Here is a 15,794-nt window from a genome sequence, read left to right as displayed (position 1 = left end):
TCCAAAATGGCAGAATTATAACCAAATCGTCTGAATCATCGCGCTCCGGTCTAAAGAGAGCTGAAATAAGCCTTTGAATAAATTTGGCTAAACTTTTTGCTTAGCGGTGGTAATCGGCAGGCAAAAAAAGGGGAGGCCGAAGCCTCCCAAAGACCTTGGGAATCTCTACATCCAATTGGGCAACTTGGCGTCGCTCCACTGCTTGATGTGGGCGCAGCGCTGGGCATAGAAGTGGCGCATGCGGCTCAGCAACAGGTAGCAGTAGGGCACCAGGAACAGGCTGGTGACGGTGGAGAACAGCAGGCCACCGATGATCGCCAGGGCCATGGGGGTATAGGAGGGGCCGCCGCCGGCCAGGCGGGTGTCATTCAGGGCCAGAGGCACCAGCCCCAGCACCGTGGTAGCCACGGTCATCAGCACAGGTCGCAGCCGTGAGGTGGCGGCGTCGACAATGGCCAGCTTGAGGCGATCGATGTCCGGTTCGCGCTGGTTGATCTGGTCCACCAGCACGATGCCGTTGTTCACCACCACCCCCATCAGGATCAGGATGCCGATCATCCCCATGATGGACATCTCCTGTCCCAGCGCCATAAAGGTCCAGTAGACCCCGGTGATGGAGAACAGGATGGAGGTGATCACCGCCGTGGGCAGCAGCAGCGACTCAAACAGGGCGGCCATGACGATGTAGATCATGGCGATGGCCAGCAGCATGTTGATCATCATGATCTGCTCGCTGTCCTGTTGTTGGCGGAAGCCGCCGCCAAAACTGTACTCGTAGCCGGGAGGCCAGTGGATGGAATCCAGCACCTTGGTCAGATCGTCGCGCACCTCGTCCATGGATCGCTCCTCCACGTTGCCGCCGATGGTCAGTGCGGTCTGGCGGTTGAAGTGACGGATCCCCTGCAGCTGAGGCTGGGCAGCGATGCTGGCCAGCATCTCCAGGGTGTAGACCCGCTCGCCGTCGCGGACGATGGGCAGCTGCTTCAACTGCTGCAGGGAATCGCGCCACTGACGCTCCCAGGCGAGGAAGATCTGAATCTCACCGCTGGGATCGTGGCGGAAGGAGCGCAGGTTCTGGCCGCGCACCGCCAGGGCCAGGGTCTGGGCGGCATCACTCACCTCCAGTCCCAGCCGGGAGAGCAGTTGACGGTCGAACTGCACCACCAGCTCCTGCTGACCGGCACCAGCGTCGGAGCGCACATCTTCCAGTCCCTCAATGCGGTTCATCAGGGGAACCAGCTGCTCCGCCAGCTCCATCAGCACCGTGGTGGAGCGGCCGGTGAGGGTGATCCTCATGCCGCTGTCATCACCGCCGCCCCAACCGAATTCAGGCTCGGCATTGGCCAGACTGGGCATGTTGTCGCGGATGGTCTGCTTGATGGCCTCGATGGTCGCCGGCAACTCTTCGCGCATGATCAGGGTGGTGGTGGCGTTGTCGGTGGCGTAGTAGCTGTAGATGCTGTCAAACCCCAGCGCCGCCTGGTTGGCAAACAGGTACTCCTCCACTCTGTCCACCATCGCCTCGGTAACGGCCACCGGCTGACGCTCCTGCAGGTGGTAGCGCAGATAGAGGCGGGTGTTGTCATCGTCATCGTCCGCCATCTTAACCTGGCTGATGGGCAGGGCGGTGCTGGCGAGCAGTACCAGGGCGATGACCCCAGAGGTCTTGGGCCACTCCAGGCAGCGGGTCAGCCACTTTCTGTATCTGGGGTGGCAGCTGCTGCCCTTGGGGCTGGATTTCAGTCCCTTGAGGCGGGAGAGAAGCAGCGGCAGCAGGGTCTTGGCCAGCAGCAGCGACGCCAGCAGCGAGATGCAGATGGCGATGGCCACATGCTCCAGGAACATGGTCAGCTGCACCTTGGTGCCGAAGATGTTCGGCAGGAAGACGATGATGGTGGTCAGGGTGCCGGCCATCACCGCCAGGGCCACCTTGTTGACCCCAGCCAGAATCGCCTCTCTGGTGCCCTTGTACTTGCCGCTCTCCTGAGCCTGCAGCACCGACTCGGTCACCACCACCGAGTTGTCGATCAGCATTCCCACCGCCAGCAGCAGACCCATCATCGACAGGATATTGAGGCTGTAGTTCATCAGGTACATGGCCGCCAGGGTGATGGCGATGGAGATGGGCACCGACACCACCACAATCAGGGTCATGGGAATGTTGCGCAGGAACAGGAACAGCACTCCGAAGGAGAGCCCTGCGCCTATCAGACCGGCCATCAGCAGGTCGTGGAGTGAACTTTTTACCCCCTGGGCCTGGTCATCCATGGAGAACAGCTCGATCCCCTGAAACTGAGGGTTGTCGTTGGCCTGGGCGATCACCTTGGTCACCCGGTCGGCCACTTCCACCAGGTTGGCGCCGGACTCCTTGAAGATGTCCAGGCCGATGGCGTAGGCACGGTTGAGGTGACGGCCATCGATGCGCTCTGCCTGGGTGTAGCCAATCTCGGCCACATCGCCGAGACGCAGGCCGGGACGCAGCACCAGATTCTCGATTTCACTGACGCTGCGGAACTCCCCCTTGGGCGAGAGCTGCCACAGGGTCTGCTGACTGCGCAGGGTGCCGCCACTGAGGGTAAAGTTCTCTTGGTTCAGCCTTTGCTGCAGCTTGTCAGGGTTGATCCCCATGGTGGCCAGGGCATCGGCATCGACGCGAATCTCGATGCGGGGCTTGTCCACACCGTAGAGGGTGACCTGGGAGACCCCAGGCAGACGCTCCAATGGGCGTTTGAGCTGGCTCTCCAGCAGATCATAGGCGCCGCTGAGATCCCGTTTGGAGGAGATCCTCAGGGTGTAGATGGGCATGTCTGCGGTGGAGAACTGGCGCAGTAGCACCCTTTCGACGTCGGTGGGCAACAGATGACGCACCGAGTCCAGGCGCTCCCTGGCCTCCACCGTCTTGGTGGCGATGGGCACACCCCAGTCGAAGCGCATCTCGATAAAGGCGCCATTCTCGGTGGAGTGGGAGCGCATGCTCTTCACATCACTCAGGGTGGCCAGGGACTCCTCCAGCACCGTGGTAATGCCGCGCTCCACCTCCTGGGGTGAGGCACCCTGGTAGGGCACCTCCACCATGATCTGGGGGATCTCCAGACCGGGGAACATCTCCAGGGGCAGCAGCCGGCTGGAGACCAGCCCCATCAGCAGCATCGCCAGGAAGGCCATGGTGATGGTCACCGGCCTCTTCAGCGCCAGCTTGGTCAGATTAGTGGTCATGCTGCCCCTCCATGGCAAACTGCTTGTTGTCGAACAGGCTGTAGAGCACCGGCAGCACCACCAGGGTAAGCAGGGTGGAGATCATCAGCCCGGCAATTACGGTAATGGCCATGGGGGCACGCATCTCGGCGCCTTCGCCCAGGCCGATGGCCATGGGGGCCAGGCCCAGGGTGGTGGTGAGGGTGGTCATCAGGATCGGGCGCAGCCTTGAGTGGGCCGCTTCCATGATGGCCTGGCCACGCTCCACGCCCTCCTGGCGCAGCTGGTTGATGCGGTCCACCAGGACGATGGCGTTGTTCACCACGATGCCCGCCAACATGATCAGACCGATGAAGACGATCACCGAGATGTGGGTGTCGGTGAGCCACAGGCCATAGACACTGCCGGCCAGGGCCATGGGCACCGCCGCCAGGATCAGCAGGGGGTGCAGCAGGGATTCAAACTGGCTGGCCATCACCAGGTAGACCAGGAACACCGCCAGACCCAGGGCGATATAGAGGGAGTTCAGCGAGTGCTCCATCTCCTCATTCTGGCCGCCAAACTGGATGCTGGTGCCTGGGGGCAGGGAGATTGACTCCAGCAGGGCAGAGGCGGCGACCACGCCCTCCTTGAGGGAGCCGTAGGCCAGGTTGGCGGAGACGATGGCCACCCGCTGCTGGGCGATACGGTTGATGGAGGCGGGGCCAATCTCCTCCTTGATGCTGGCCACCGCATCCAGGGCGATGGGGCGCTCGGAACCCGGATTGACGATCAGGCCGGCCAGGTCCTCGTGCTGGTCCCGCTGGCTGGGCAGGGCTCGCACCAGAATGTCGATCTTGCGGTCACGCACCGTGTACCTGGAGGCCACACTGCCGCCGATCACCGAGGCGACCCGGCTGGCCACCTCCGGGGCGGTCAGTCCCAGAGACGCCAACTTGGCGTGGTCGAAGCGGATGGTCAGCTCGGGCTGGCCCTCCTTGAGGCTGTTCTGTATATCCTTGAACCGGTCAGACTGGGCCAGGGTGGCCGCCACCTGACCGCTGGCCAGACCCAGCATACCCAGGTCATAGCCGCTGATCTCCAGCTCCAGAGGGGTCTTGAAGCTGAACAGCTCCGGCGACTGGGCTGCATATTCCAGATCCGGTACGCGCGAGGCGCTGTGGCGCAGGGCGCTCATCACCCGCGGCTGCTGATTGGCGTCACTGAGCACCACCTGCAGCCGGCCCCAGTTTTCGCCGCCAATCTGGGAGGCGGAGCTCAACAGGCCACCGCTGCCCGCCTGGGAATAGACCCTGTCCACCGCGCCGTCATCCATCAGGCTGTCCGCCAGGTGGCGCAACACCTTGTCGGTGTGACTGACCTCGGTACCCGGTGGCAACTGCACCTCCAGATAGAATTCACCCTGGTTCATGGGGGGGATCAGTTCCATCCCCAGGCGCGGGGCCAGGGAGAAGGCCAGGGCGGTGACCGTCACCGCCACGCCCAGGGTCAGCAGCCGGGCATTCAGGGCCAGGTTCAGCAGCTTGGGGTAGGCCCAGGAGAGGGCGCCGTAGAGGCGGTCAAAGCCCCAGAGTACGGGGGTGAGCAGCAGGGCGAACAGTTTGCGCAGGGCGCGAATCACCACCATCACCACCCCAATCACCAGGCTGGGAATATAGGAGAACAGCAGCACCAAGGGGAAGCTGAACACCGTCGCCGCCTGGTGGCGCACCTTGCCCCAGCGGGTGGTGGGCCTGGCCTTGGGTTGGTCATTGGGATTGACCTTCAGCTCAATCCCCCTGCGCGAAGAGAGCATGGGGATGGCGGACAGGGCCACCAGCAGGGAGGCGATCAGGGCGAAGGTGACCGTCATCGCCTGGTCGGCAAACAGCTGGCCGGCGATGCCGTCGACGAAGATCAGCGGCACGAACACCGCCAGGGTGGTGAGGGTGGAGGCGACGATGGCACCGCTTACTTCCCGGGTGCCGGTCTCGGCGGCCCGGTGCAGATCATCGCCCAGGCGGCGGCGACGGTCGATGTTCTCTAGCACCACGATGGCGTTGTCTACCAGCAGGCCCACCGCCAGGGCGATGCCACCCAGAGACATGATGTTGAGGCTGATGCCGGCGAAGTACATCAGGTTGAAGGTGGCGATCACCGACACCGGGATGGAGAGGGAGATGATCATGGTGGGCTTGAGCTGGCCGAGGAACAGGAAGATCACCGCCATCGCCAGTACGGCGCCCACCAGGGCGGCGCTGGTCACCTCATCGACCGCGTTCTCAATGAAGCGGGACTGATCGTAGAGCAGGTTGATGGGGTAGGGGGTCTCCTCCTCCAGGGTTTTGAGCTTGGCCTTCAGGGCCTGGGCCACCGCGACGGTGTTGGCATCCCCCTCCTTGTAGATGGCCAGTTCCACCGCTTCCTGACCCTGGCTGCGGGCGATGTTGTCCCGCTCCTTGAAGCTGTCTTTGACCTGGGCCACCTCAAACAGGCGCACCTGGCGCTGGTTGTCGCGGTAGACCACCATCTGGCGCAGCTCCTCCAGGTTCTGGAACTGATTGAGGGTGCGGATCAGCAGCTCCTGATCCCCTTGGGTCAGCTTACCGGCGGAGAGGTTGAGGTTTTCGCTGCGGATGCGCTCGATCAACTGGGCGGCGGTGAGGTTCAGCTGGGCCAGCTTCTGTTGGTCGATGAGGATCTGCACCTCCTGCTCCAGGCCGCCAGAGGGGCGTACCGAGGCCACGCCGGGGACGGTTTCCAGGGTGCGTTTGAGCTCCTCCTCCACCCAGGTACGCATCTGCACCAGGGCAGCGTCGTTGCTGTCGCCGGTGGTGACCGCCAGGCGTACGATTGGGTCCAGGTTGGGGTTAAAGCGCAGAATAAGGGGCTTATCCACATCCAGAGGCAGTTCGATGGCATCCAGTTTCTCCCGGCTGTCCAGGGCGGCCAGATCCATGTCGGTGCCCCACTCAAACTCCAGGTGAACGTCGGAGAGTCCGGCTCTGGAGGTGGAGGAGACCTGGCGCAGTCCCTTGACCACGCCCACGGACTCCTCGATGGGCTTGCTGACCAGCTGCTCCACCTCCGCCGGGGCGGCGCCGGGGTAGAGGGTGCGCACCGTCAGGGTGGGGTAGCTCATGTCGGGCAGCAGGTTGACGCTGAGGCGGCTCAGGCCCACCAGGCCAAACATGACGATGGCCAGGATGAACATCCACACGGTCACCGGGCGTTTTACTGAGGTGTTGATGATTCCCATGGTCCGTCCTTAGCGCTGGGCCAGTTGCAGCGGGGCGATCACCTCCACACTGGCGTCGTCCTTGAGCTGGTGCTGGCCGCGGACCACCACCTGGTCGTTCAGGGCCAGTCCCTGGATGATCTCCACCCGGCCCTCATCCTCGTAACCCAGCTCCACGGCACGGCGCTTGGCCTTGCCCGCTTCCACAACGAACACCGCGTGTCCCTGGTCCTGGCGCAGCAGGGCGTTTTTGGCGATCACCAGGGTGCCTTCGTGAGCGTCATATTTGAGTCTGGCTCGGGCAAACATGCCCGCCTTGAGACTGCCCTGGCTATTGGGAACGGTCAGGGTTACCTTGAAGGTGCCAGTGTCGGCGTCGACGATGGGGCTGATGCGCAGCACGTTGGCCTGGTGCTTGCGCTCATCGCCGCTGAGAATCAACTCCGCCACCTGGCCTTTACGGACCTGGGTCAGCTCCTGCTCCGGCAGGTGGAGGATGCCGTGCAGCTCATCCTGACGAACGATGTAGAACAGCTGCTTGTACTGCTCGGCCATGTTGCCCCGCTTCACCAGGCGCTTGGCGACCACACCGTCGAAAGGCGCTTCGGCGCGGCTCTCTTTCAGTTGCAGGGCTGCCAGGTCGCGATCCGCGATAGCGGAAAGGCGGCGGAACTCAAGTTTGGCCATCGCCTCTTCGCTGACCAGTTGTTGGTTGGCGATCTTTTTCAGACGATTCAGCTCCTGGTCGATCACATCCAGTTCGGCCTGGGCCTTGTCGAGGTTGTAGCGGTAGCGCTCGGGGTCGATGCTGGCAAGTACCTGACCCTGGGTGACCATGTCCCCCTCCTCGACATTCACCTGGGTGATCACTCCGGGGACCCGGCTGACCACCATCGCCTCCTCCGGGGCCTCCAGGATGGCGGTGGAGCTGTAGTAGGACGCAACGGTGTCCTGGACCACAGGTTGGGTTTCCACCGGCAGGGTGACGACCTGCTCCTCTTTGGCGGCATCTGCTTCTTTGCTGGTGTCATCGGCGGCGGGGGCCTGGCCACAGGCGGAGAGAATCCATACCAGGGGGAGGGCGGTCAGGGAGAGGCGTTTCATGGCGCAATTCCTTTGTGTCGTTATTCGTAAGATACGCAGGAGATGCACAGCTTGTGCCAAGGCTTACAGTCTTTTTATATCAATTGCTTACGTGGTTGATCTGTGGGTGAGTAAATACAATGTTGTGGAAATTGGCTAAGAGTTGGTGAGTTTTCTTACCCCGGGACACTCCCCGAGCTTTCGTGGGCGCAGTTGGTTTCCGATAACGGCAGCCAGTCCTCCCCATATGAGCACGAACCCCATCAGCTGCTGCGGTGGGCAGGGCTCGCTGAACACCCAGACCCCCAAAAGAAACTGTAGGCTGGGATCGATGAACTGCATCAGGCCGAAGGTGGTGAAGCGGATCCTCTGAATGCCGTGGTTGAGCAGGGTGACGGCAAACAGGATCAGCGGGGCAAACCCCAACTGCAGCCAGACACTGTGGTCCGCGGACAGCAGTCCGGTTTTGCCCTGCCAGCTTTGGTAGGCCCAGTAACCCAGGGCCAGGGGCAGCACCGTCAGATGCTCCAGGGTCAGCGAGGTGTGGGTATCCACCCGGGCGCGTTTTTTGAGGAAGCCATAGAGGGCAAACAGGCTGCCGATGATCAGGGCCAGCGCGAGGGAGAAGCTGTGGTGACCGAACTGCAGCGTCAGGCCGGCCGCCGCGGTGAGCAGCGCCAGTATCTGCAGCCGGGAGAGACGCTCATTGAGCAGCAGCAGGGCCAGCATCACAGAGACAAAGGGGGAGAGGTACTGACCCAGGCTGGCGGCGAGGATCTGCTGGTTCATGAAGGCCCAGACGCTGAGCAGCCCGGCGGCGGTGACCAGGGGGGCGGAGAGGACGCAGCAGAGGGCCGAGCCCGGGTGGCGCCGCACCTGGGCGGCCATGGCGCGCCACCGGCCTCCTGTCAGGGAGAGCCCCAGCAGCAGGGCGCTGGCCAGGATGATTCTCAGGGCCACCAGCGACTCCACCCGGATTCCGGGCATCAGGCTCAGGTAGAGCGGCAGCAGCCCGAAGATGCTGAGGGCGACCAGGATTTCGAATTTGTGCAGCAAGGGACCAATCTCGGGTGACATCGCGCCCCAATGTAGCACCGGTGCGGCGTCGGGGCAGCGCCCCGGTGTCGGAAACTCGAACTGGATCGCCCCGAGGGTTCCTACAGGGCGCGCCGCCGGCTGTTCAGCAGGGCCTCTACCGAACACAGCCCCAGGCCCAGCCAGATGAGGCCGAAGCTGACCGCCTTGACCTCGTCAAATGCCTCGGCGAACACCAGGGTGGCCAGCAGGAACTGCAGGCTGGGCTCGATGTACTGCATCAGCCCCACCATGGTGAGGCTGGTGCGGTTGATGGCCAGGGTAAACAGCACCAGGGGGATCAGGGTGACCGGCCCGGAGCCGAGATAGAGCAGCAGGGTGGTGAAGCCTGAGCTGGCGGCGGTCAGTCCCTGGCTCTCATGACGCCACAGCAGGTAGGCCAGGGCTAGGGGAACCAGCAGCAGCGCCTCGACCATCACCGAGTTCAGGGCGTCGAAGCGGATGTACTTCTTCACCAGGCCATAGAGGGCGAAGAAGCCGCCCATCACCAGGGAGAGCCAGGGCAGTTCACCATACTGCCACACCTGGTAGCCGATGCCGGCGGCGGCCAGCAGCACCGCCCATCTCTGGGCCGGGCTCAGCCTGTCGCCGAGGAACAGGACCCCCAGGGCCACCGCCATCAGCGGGTTGATGAAGAACCCCAGGCTGGCGGCCAGCACCTGGCCGTGGGTGAGGGCCCAGGTAAAGCTGTACCAGGAGACGCACATCAACAGGGAGGCGACCAGGCACAGCAGCAGTGAGCGCCTGTCGGACCAGATGGCGGTCAGGGAGAGAGGCTGACGTCCCAGCAGCAGGATCAGCAGCAGCATCGCCGGCGCCGAGGTGACGATTCTCAGGGCCAGCAGCTCATCCATCTGGGCGCCGGGCAGCAGGGCATAGTAGAGGGGCAGCAGGCCATAGGCCACGAAGGAGAGGGCGGCCAGCAGGTTGCCGAGTCGGGTTGCACTCATGGATACGGGTTATCGCGGGACAGGGGACGCCATTCTACTGGTGCGGTGTAGCGGGGAACAGGGGCGAGTGGCAATTTGAGGAGAGGGTCGCGAATTCACTTCGCCGGGCTCAGCGCCGCGGCTGAGGTTGCAGTTGCTTCAGTTTGGCATCCAGTTCGCCGGTGACCGCGTCCTTGAGCATTACCCAGTCCCCCAGGAGGCTGTAAAACGGGTACTGAAAGGTGGCGGGGCGGTTCTTTTCAAAGCCGAAGTGACCAGCCCAGGCAAAGCCATAGCCGATCAGCGGCAGGGTCAGTAGCAGCAGATAGTTGCCGGATGTCACGGCGATGCCGGCCATCAGCAGTACCAGCACTGAGCCGATATAGTGCAGCAGGCGGCAGCGGCGGTTGCGGTGTTCACCAAGGTAGAAGGGGTAGAACTCGTCGAAGGAGCCGAAGTGCTTATTCATAAACCTGTTGTGACCAAAAACCAATCACAACAGGTTTATCACGCTCACACTTAGGAGGCAAGCTCAGCCTGGGCGCGCAGCACGTCGAACCCTTCCGCCTGGAGCATCTCGATCAGGCGAATCAGCGGCAGGCCCATCAGGGTATTGGGATCCCGACCGCTGAGGCGGTCGAACAGGGCGATGCCCAGCCCCTCACTCTTGAAGCTGCCGGCGCAGTTGTAGGGCTGCTCCGCCTTGAGGTAGGCGTCGATCTGCTTGTGGCTCAGGGTACGGAAGTACACCTTGAAGGTCTCCACATCCAGCTGGCTCTCGCCGGTCTGGGTGTTGAGCAGGCATAGGCTGGTGTAGAAGGTGACCTTGCGCCCGCTGGCGGCGCTCAGCTGCTCGAGCGCCTTCTCATGGCTGCCGGGCTTGCCCAGGATCTCATCGTCGATGACGGCGACCTGATCGGAGCCGATCACCCAGGCATCGCTGTGCGCCTGGCCGGCGGCGCGGGCCTTGGCTTCGGCCAGGCGCATAACCAGTTGATAGGCGGTTTCATTTTCCAGTGGGGTCTCATCTACTTCCGGTTTTTCACAACTGAAAGGAAGATTCAGTTTCTCCAGGATCTCGCGGCGAAACGGCGAGGTGGAGCCCAAAATAAGCGGCTTTTTCATGGCGTGTCTGGTAAAAAGTGAGACAAATTTTCAGGCCGCCAGCCTAGCAGATGCCGGCGCGCCGCACCATGGCCCCCCTTGATTTGAGTCAAACGTCCACCATTCTAACGGGGTTCAGTGGTCAGTTATCCTAACATGAGGGTGAAAATTGGTCGGCATGCCAGGGGGAAGCCCGGCTTGGTGCGACGGTGGTCAGCCCTTAGCCAGCCCCGGTTTTCACAGCTAAAATTTCCTTTGACTCGGCTGGAGACGATCGATAAACTGCGCGGCCTATGCAGAATGTACAAATTCCGGTTTCGCTCGACCCAAAACGAGCCGCCCAACGGAGACTGGTGTACGAAGGTATTCTTCGTGCCAAGAACCTGAAGCGATTGATTGGTGTGAGTTCCGGCGATTGCACTGATGCCGAGGTGACCGTTGAATGCGGCACTGACATCCAGGGGATAGTCTACCTCAAGGGGAAGGCTGTGACGGAGCTCACTCTGACGTGTCAGCGTTGCATGGAGCCTTTTCGGCATACTCTCGCAGTTGAATTCGCATACAGCCCTGTGACCGACGATTCACAGGTCGAAGAGCTCCCGGATGCTTACGAACCCGTCGAGTTAGATGAACACGGCGAAGTTCGACTTCATGAACTGGTGGAGGATGAGCTGCTGCTGATGGTACCGATGATGCCAATGCATGATCTGTCCGAATGCAGTCGCCCTGAGACCGAGGTTGTCGTCGGAGACCTGCCCAAAGCGCATGAAGACGAGCGTCCGAATCCCTTTGCGGTGTTACAAAAGCTTAAGAGTAAGTAATTAGGAGATTGGGGCCATGGCCGTACAACAGAATAAAGTTACCCGTTCACGTCGCGGTATGCGTCGTTCCCACGATGCGCTGACCACTTGCCAGCTGTCTGTGGACGCGACTTCCGGTGAAACTCACCGTCGCCACCACGTGACCGCTGACGGTTACTACCGTGGTAAAAAGGTAGTCAACAAGTAAGTTGATACCGCTTTGAATCATCTAACCCTCGCGTTAGATACCATGGGGGGCGATCACGGCCCCCATGTCACAGTGCCTGCAGCTTTGCAGGCATTGTCGGTTTACGCCAACCTTCATCTGATTCTTGTGGGCGATCGCCCCACCATCCTCACCATCATGCGCCAGCATCGGGCATCCGAGTCGGAACGCCTACGGATTCTGCACGCCGAGCAGGTGGTTCAGATGGGTGATAAACCGCTGCATGCCCTGCGTCGACTCAAGCACAGCTCCATGCGACTGGCCCTGGACCTGGTGGCCAATGGCCAGGCCCACGCCTGCGTCAGTGCCGGTAACACCGGTGCCCTGATGACCATGGCCAAGGTGGTGCTGAAAACCCTGCCTGGCGTCGACCGCCCCGCTTTAGTGACCGCGTTGCCCACCATGACGGGTGACCCGGTCTATCTGATGGACCTCGGTGCCAACGCCAGTTGCGACTCCCAGGCGTTGTTCCAGTTTGCCGTTATGGGCTCGGTGCTGGCCGAGCAGGTGGCGGGAAAGAGCAACCCCAGGGTGGCCCTGCTTAACATCGGTACCGAGGAGATCAAAGGAAATGATCAGGTTCAGCAGGCGGCCCGCCTGCTGCAGTCCACACCGCACATCAACTACACCGGGTATGTGGAGGGTGACCGCATCTTCTCCGGCGAGGCCGACGTGATCGTCTGCGACGGCTTTGTGGGGAACGTTACCCTGAAGACCACGGAGGGGATAGCCCGCCTGTTGATGCACCAGATTGCCCAGTCGGTAAAGCGCAACCCGCTTGCCCGCTGTCTGAGCTGGTTGCTCAAGGGAAGGCTAAAAAAGCTGTTCTTGCAAATGAACCCCGACCACTATAACGGTGCGAGTCTGTTAGGATTGCGCCATATTGTGGTGAAGAGCCACGGTAATGCCGATGAGCTGGCCTTTCTGCGCGCTGTCGAAGAAGCCATGACAGAGGTTCAAAGGCAGGTGCCTGGCAAGATTGAAGCACGACTCCAGTCGGTGTTACTAGAAAAGTCCTGTTGATATTCCTATGCATACAAAAATTTTAGGTACTGGGAGCTACCTGCCCACCCAGATCCGCACCAATGCCGATCTGGAAAAGATGGTGGATACCTCCGATGAGTGGATCCTCGAGCGTACCGGCATCCGGTCCCGTCACATCGCCAGCGGCGATGAGACCGTTTCCACCATGAGCCACCGTGCCGCGGTGAAGGCGCTGGAGATGGCCGGTATTGACGCCTCCGAGTTGGATATGATCGTCTGCGGCACCTGCAGTGCCCCCAACTCCTTCCCCTCTGCCGCCTGCGAGGTGCAGCAGATGTTGGGGATCTCCGGCATTCCCGCCTTCGATGTGGCCGCGGCCTGCAGTGGCTTCATCTACGCCCTGGCGGTGGCGGACCAGTTTGTGAAATCCGGTGCCTGCAACAAGGTGCTGGTGATTGGCGCCGACGCCCTGGCGGACATGTGCGATCCCGACGATCGTACCACCATCATCCTGTTCGGTGACGGTGCCGGCGCCGCCGTGGTGGGCGCCTCCGAGGAGCCGGGCGTGCTCTCTACCCACATCCACGCCGATGGTCGTCAGGGCCCGCTGCTGAAAGCCGTGGCCCCGGCCCGCAGCAAGACTCCCCGCGCCACTCCCAGCGAGGAGTACATGTTTATGAAGGGCAACGAGGTGTTCAAACACGCCGTGACCCGCCTGGCGGAAGTGGTGGAGGAGACGCTGGCGGCCAACCAGATGGAGCGCGATGAGATCGACTGGCTGGTTCCCCACAACGCCAACTACCGCATTCTCAAGGCAACCGCCAAGAAGCTGAACATGGGAATGGACCAGGTGGTCCTGACCCTGGCCGAGCATGGCAACACCTCTGCGGCATCCGTGCCCATCGCCCTGGATGTGGCGGTGCGTGACGGACGCATCCAGCGTGGCCAGGTGCTGCTGCTGGAGGCGTTCGGTGCCGGCTTTGCCTGGGGCTCGGCCCTGATCCGTTTTTAAAGGAACTCAAGATTATGTCCAAGTTTGCTTTCGTTTTTCCCGGTCAGGGCAGCCAGGCCGTTGGCATGCTGTCTGAGATCGCCGCCGAGAACCCGATCATCGAACAGACCTTCGCCGAAGCGTCCGAGGTGCTGGGCTACGACCTGTGGCAACTGGTCAGTCAGGGCCCGGCCGAGGAGCTGAACCAGACCCAGCGCACCCAGCCGGCGCTGCTGACCGCCAGCGTCGCCCTCTACCGCGCCTACCGGACCGCCGGTGGCCAGACTCCTGCCGCCATGGCGGGCCACAGCCTGGGTGAGTACTCCGCCCTGGTGTGCGCCGGCGTCATCGATTTCAAAGACGCGGTGAAACTGGTGGAGCTGCGTGGCCTGGCGATGCAGGAGGCGGTGCCCGCCGGCACCGGCGCCATGTACGCCATCATCGGCCTGGACGATGATGCCATTGCCGCGGCCTGTGAGCAGGCGGCCCAGGGCCAGGTGGTGTCTCCGGTGAACTTCAACAGCCCGGGTCAGGTGGTGATCGCCGGCGAAAAGGACGCGGTTGAGCGTGCCGGTGAGCTGTGCAAAGAGGCCGGCGCCAAGCGTGCCTTGCCGTTGCCGGTGAGCGTGCCCTCCCACTGCGCCCTGATGAAGCCGGCTGCAGAGAAGCTGGCCGAGGCCCTGGCGGGTCTGGCGCTGAAGGCGCCCCAGGTACCGGTGATCAACAACGTGGACGTGGCGGCTGCCGAAGAGGTCGACGCCATCCGCGACGCCCTGGTGCGACAGCTGCACAGCCCGGTTCGCTGGACCGAGACCATCAACGCCATGGCAGAGATGGGAATCGAGACTACCTTTGAATGTGGCCCCGGCAAAGTGCTCACCGGCCTGGCCAAACGAATTAACAAGACGATCGCTGCGGCGGCGCTGAATGACTCGGCGACCCTGGCGGCGGCCCTATAACAAGGAAAAGACTCCTATGAGCATTAGTATCGATCTGAGCGGCAAGATTGCCCTGGTCACCGGTGCCAGCCGTGGCATCGGACGTGCCGTGGCCGAGCAGCTGGTTGCTGCTGGCGCCAAGGTGATCGGCACCGCCACCAGTGAGCGTGGCGCCGCCGCCATCGGCGAATACCTGGGCGATAACGGCCAGGGTATGGTGCTGAATGTGACCGAACAGACTTCCATCGATGAACTTTTTGCGGCAATCAAGGCCGAACATGGTGACATCGATATCCTGGTGAACAACGCCGGTATCACCCGCGACAACCTGATGATGCGGATGAAAGAGGATGAGTGGAGTGACATCATCGACACCAACCTCACTTCCCTGTTCCGCACCTCCAAGGCGGTGCTGCGGGCGATGATGAAGAAGCGCCATGGTCGCATCATCAACATTGGTTCCGTGGTGGGCACCATGGGCAACGCCGGTCAGGCCAACTACAGTGCCGCCAAGGCGGGTCTGCTGGGCTTTACCAAGTCCCTGGCCCAGGAAGTGGCCAGTCGTGGCATCACGGTGAACGCGGTGGCCCCCGGCTTCATCCAGACCGACATGACCGATGAGCTGACCGACGACCAGAAGCAGGGCATTATGGGCCAGGTGCCCGTGGCCCGACTGGGTCAGCCTCAAGAGATTGCTGACGCCGTTGTATTTTTGGCGTCTGATCGTGCAAGCTATATCACTGGAGAAACCTTGCACGTCAACGGCGGGATGGTGATGGCCTAAAACTGGGCCGGATCGTGATCCAGCAGGTAATTTGAGTCGAATTTCGCCTAAATGATGCAAACTCCGTGGTTTGACCATTAAGACCTCGCTTGCATTGTGGCATGAATCGAATAAACTACTCGCAACTCTACGCAGATGCGTAAATTTAATAGGAAAGCGAAGACTATGAGCAACATCGAAGAACGAGTTAAGAAGATTATCGTTGAACAGCTGGGCGTGAAAGAGGAAGACGTTAAGGCTGAAGCTTCTTTCGTTGACGATCTGGGTGCTGATTCTCTGGACACCGTTGAGCTGGTAATGGCTCTGGAAGAGGAGTTCGATACCGAGATTCCTGACGAGGAAGCCGAGAAGATCACTACCGTTCAGGCTGCGATCGACTACGTTACTGCTAACCAGTAAGCAGAAGAATTTTGAAACAGGCGGCATGGGCCGCCTGTTTTTGTTTCTG

At 61.7% G+C, this 15,794-nt stretch carries 14 protein-coding genes; 7 read left to right on the top strand and 7 right to left on the bottom strand.

The genetic code is table 11. From position 1 onward, the window contains the following. Positions 1 to 165: 165 nt before the first annotated feature. The 7 genes from FCL40_RS10220 to FCL40_RS10190 all read right to left on the bottom strand — a co-directional run bounded on the left by FCL40_RS10220 (position 166) and on the right by FCL40_RS10190 (position 10,644). A complete protein-coding gene (locus FCL40_RS10220; RefSeq protein ID WP_136853198.1) occupies positions 166 to 3,216 on the bottom strand; it encodes an efflux RND transporter permease subunit in 3,051 nt (1,016 codons plus the stop codon). Further along, positions 3,206 to 6,433, bottom strand: coding sequence for an efflux RND transporter permease subunit (locus FCL40_RS10215; protein ID WP_136853197.1), 3,228 nt, complete (start codon positions 6,431 to 6,433; stop codon positions 3,206 to 3,208). The genes FCL40_RS10220 and FCL40_RS10215 overlap by 11 nt, the downstream gene beginning before the upstream one ends. 9 nt (positions 6,434 to 6,442) lie before the next feature. Beyond that, positions 6,443 to 7,516, bottom strand: a complete 1,074-nt coding sequence (locus FCL40_RS10210) for an efflux RND transporter periplasmic adaptor subunit (protein WP_136853196.1) — start codon at positions 7,514 to 7,516, stop codon at positions 6,443 to 6,445. Positions 7,517 to 7,651: 135 nt separating this feature from the next. Further along, a complete protein-coding gene (locus FCL40_RS10205; protein WP_136853195.1) occupies positions 7,652 to 8,572 on the bottom strand; it encodes an EamA family transporter in 921 nt (306 codons plus the stop codon). 80 nt (positions 8,573 to 8,652) lie between these two features. Beyond that, a complete protein-coding gene (gene rarD / locus FCL40_RS10200; protein WP_136853194.1) occupies positions 8,653 to 9,540 on the bottom strand; it encodes an EamA family transporter RarD in 888 nt (295 codons plus the stop codon). 109 nt (positions 9,541 to 9,649) lie between these two features. After that, positions 9,650 to 9,988: a DUF962 domain-containing protein gene (locus FCL40_RS10195; protein ID WP_136853193.1), complete on the bottom strand. Its 339-nt coding sequence runs from the start codon at positions 9,986 to 9,988 to the stop codon at positions 9,650 to 9,652. 50 nt (positions 9,989 to 10,038) lie between these two features. Next, positions 10,039 to 10,644 (bottom strand): Maf family protein, encoded by a 606-nt coding sequence (locus tag FCL40_RS10190; protein WP_136853192.1) that lies wholly within the window; start codon positions 10,642 to 10,644, stop codon positions 10,039 to 10,041. Between the two features lie 272 nt (positions 10,645 to 10,916). On the opposite strand from FCL40_RS10190, the gene yceD reads away from it, so the two are divergent. The 7 genes from yceD (at position 10,917) to acpP (ending at position 15,745) form a co-directional block, all read left to right on the top strand. Beyond that, entirely contained in the window at positions 10,917 to 11,444 is a 528-nt protein-coding gene (gene yceD / locus FCL40_RS10185; protein WP_136853191.1) for a 23S rRNA accumulation protein YceD, read from the top strand. A gap of 16 nt (positions 11,445 to 11,460) precedes the next feature. Further along, complete coding sequence (gene rpmF / locus FCL40_RS10180; protein ID WP_136853190.1) at positions 11,461 to 11,631, top strand: 50S ribosomal protein L32; 171 nt, start codon at positions 11,461 to 11,463, stop codon at positions 11,629 to 11,631. A 12-nt stretch (positions 11,632 to 11,643) separates the two neighbouring features. Then, positions 11,644 to 12,672, top strand: coding sequence for a phosphate acyltransferase PlsX (gene plsX / locus FCL40_RS10175; protein ID WP_136853189.1), 1,029 nt, complete (start codon positions 11,644 to 11,646; stop codon positions 12,670 to 12,672). 7 nt (positions 12,673 to 12,679) lie between these two features. After that, entirely contained in the window at positions 12,680 to 13,645 is a 966-nt protein-coding gene (locus FCL40_RS10170; protein WP_136853188.1) for a beta-ketoacyl-ACP synthase III, read from the top strand. 14 nt (positions 13,646 to 13,659) lie between these two features. Next, on the top strand, positions 13,660 to 14,583 hold the full coding sequence (fabD, locus tag FCL40_RS10165; protein WP_136853187.1) for an ACP S-malonyltransferase: 924 nt from the start codon (positions 13,660 to 13,662) through the stop codon (positions 14,581 to 14,583). Positions 14,584 to 14,599: 16 nt separating this feature from the next. Then, positions 14,600 to 15,346: a 3-oxoacyl-ACP reductase FabG gene (gene fabG, locus FCL40_RS10160; protein WP_136853186.1), complete on the top strand. Its 747-nt coding sequence runs from the start codon at positions 14,600 to 14,602 to the stop codon at positions 15,344 to 15,346. A gap of 165 nt (positions 15,347 to 15,511) precedes the next feature. Beyond that, entirely contained in the window at positions 15,512 to 15,745 is a 234-nt protein-coding gene (acpP, locus tag FCL40_RS10155) for an acyl carrier protein (RefSeq protein WP_028108150.1), read from the top strand. Positions 15,746 to 15,794 lie beyond the last annotated feature (49 nt).

This window comes from Ferrimonas sediminicola (assembly GCF_005116715.1).
GTDB classification, from domain to species: Bacteria; Pseudomonadota; Gammaproteobacteria; order Enterobacterales; family Shewanellaceae; genus Ferrimonas; species Ferrimonas sediminicola.
This window is presented reverse-complemented; position numbering and strand designations above follow the sequence as displayed.

Coding starts and splice junctions, on each gene's coding strand:
- FCL40_RS10220 (WP_136853198.1), bottom strand. CDS start 3,216: ATGACCACTAATCTGACCAAGCTGGCGCTGAAGAGGCCGGTGACCATC.
- FCL40_RS10215 (WP_136853197.1), bottom strand. CDS start 6,433: ATGGGAATCATCAACACCTCAGTAAAACGCCCGGTGACCGTGTGGATG.
- FCL40_RS10210 (WP_136853196.1), bottom strand. CDS start 7,516: ATGAAACGCCTCTCCCTGACCGCCCTCCCCCTGGTATGGATTCTCTCC.
- FCL40_RS10205 (WP_136853195.1), bottom strand. CDS start 8,572: ATGTCACCCGAGATTGGTCCCTTGCTGCACAAATTCGAAATCCTGGTC.
- rarD (WP_136853194.1), bottom strand. CDS start 9,540: ATGAGTGCAACCCGACTCGGCAACCTGCTGGCCGCCCTCTCCTTCGTG.
- FCL40_RS10195 (WP_136853193.1), bottom strand. CDS start 9,988: ATGAATAAGCACTTCGGCTCCTTCGACGAGTTCTACCCCTTCTACCTT.
- FCL40_RS10190 (WP_136853192.1), bottom strand. CDS start 10,644: ATGAAAAAGCCGCTTATTTTGGGCTCCACCTCGCCGTTTCGCCGCGAG.
- yceD (WP_136853191.1), top strand. CDS start 10,917: ATGCAGAATGTACAAATTCCGGTTTCGCTCGACCCAAAACGAGCCGCC.
- rpmF (WP_136853190.1), top strand. CDS start 11,461: ATGGCCGTACAACAGAATAAAGTTACCCGTTCACGTCGCGGTATGCGT.
- FCL40_RS10170 (WP_136853188.1), top strand. CDS start 12,680: ATGCATACAAAAATTTTAGGTACTGGGAGCTACCTGCCCACCCAGATC.
- fabD (WP_136853187.1), top strand. CDS start 13,660: ATGTCCAAGTTTGCTTTCGTTTTTCCCGGTCAGGGCAGCCAGGCCGTT.
- fabG (WP_136853186.1), top strand. CDS start 14,600: ATGAGCATTAGTATCGATCTGAGCGGCAAGATTGCCCTGGTCACCGGT.
- acpP (WP_028108150.1), top strand. CDS start 15,512: ATGAGCAACATCGAAGAACGAGTTAAGAAGATTATCGTTGAACAGCTG.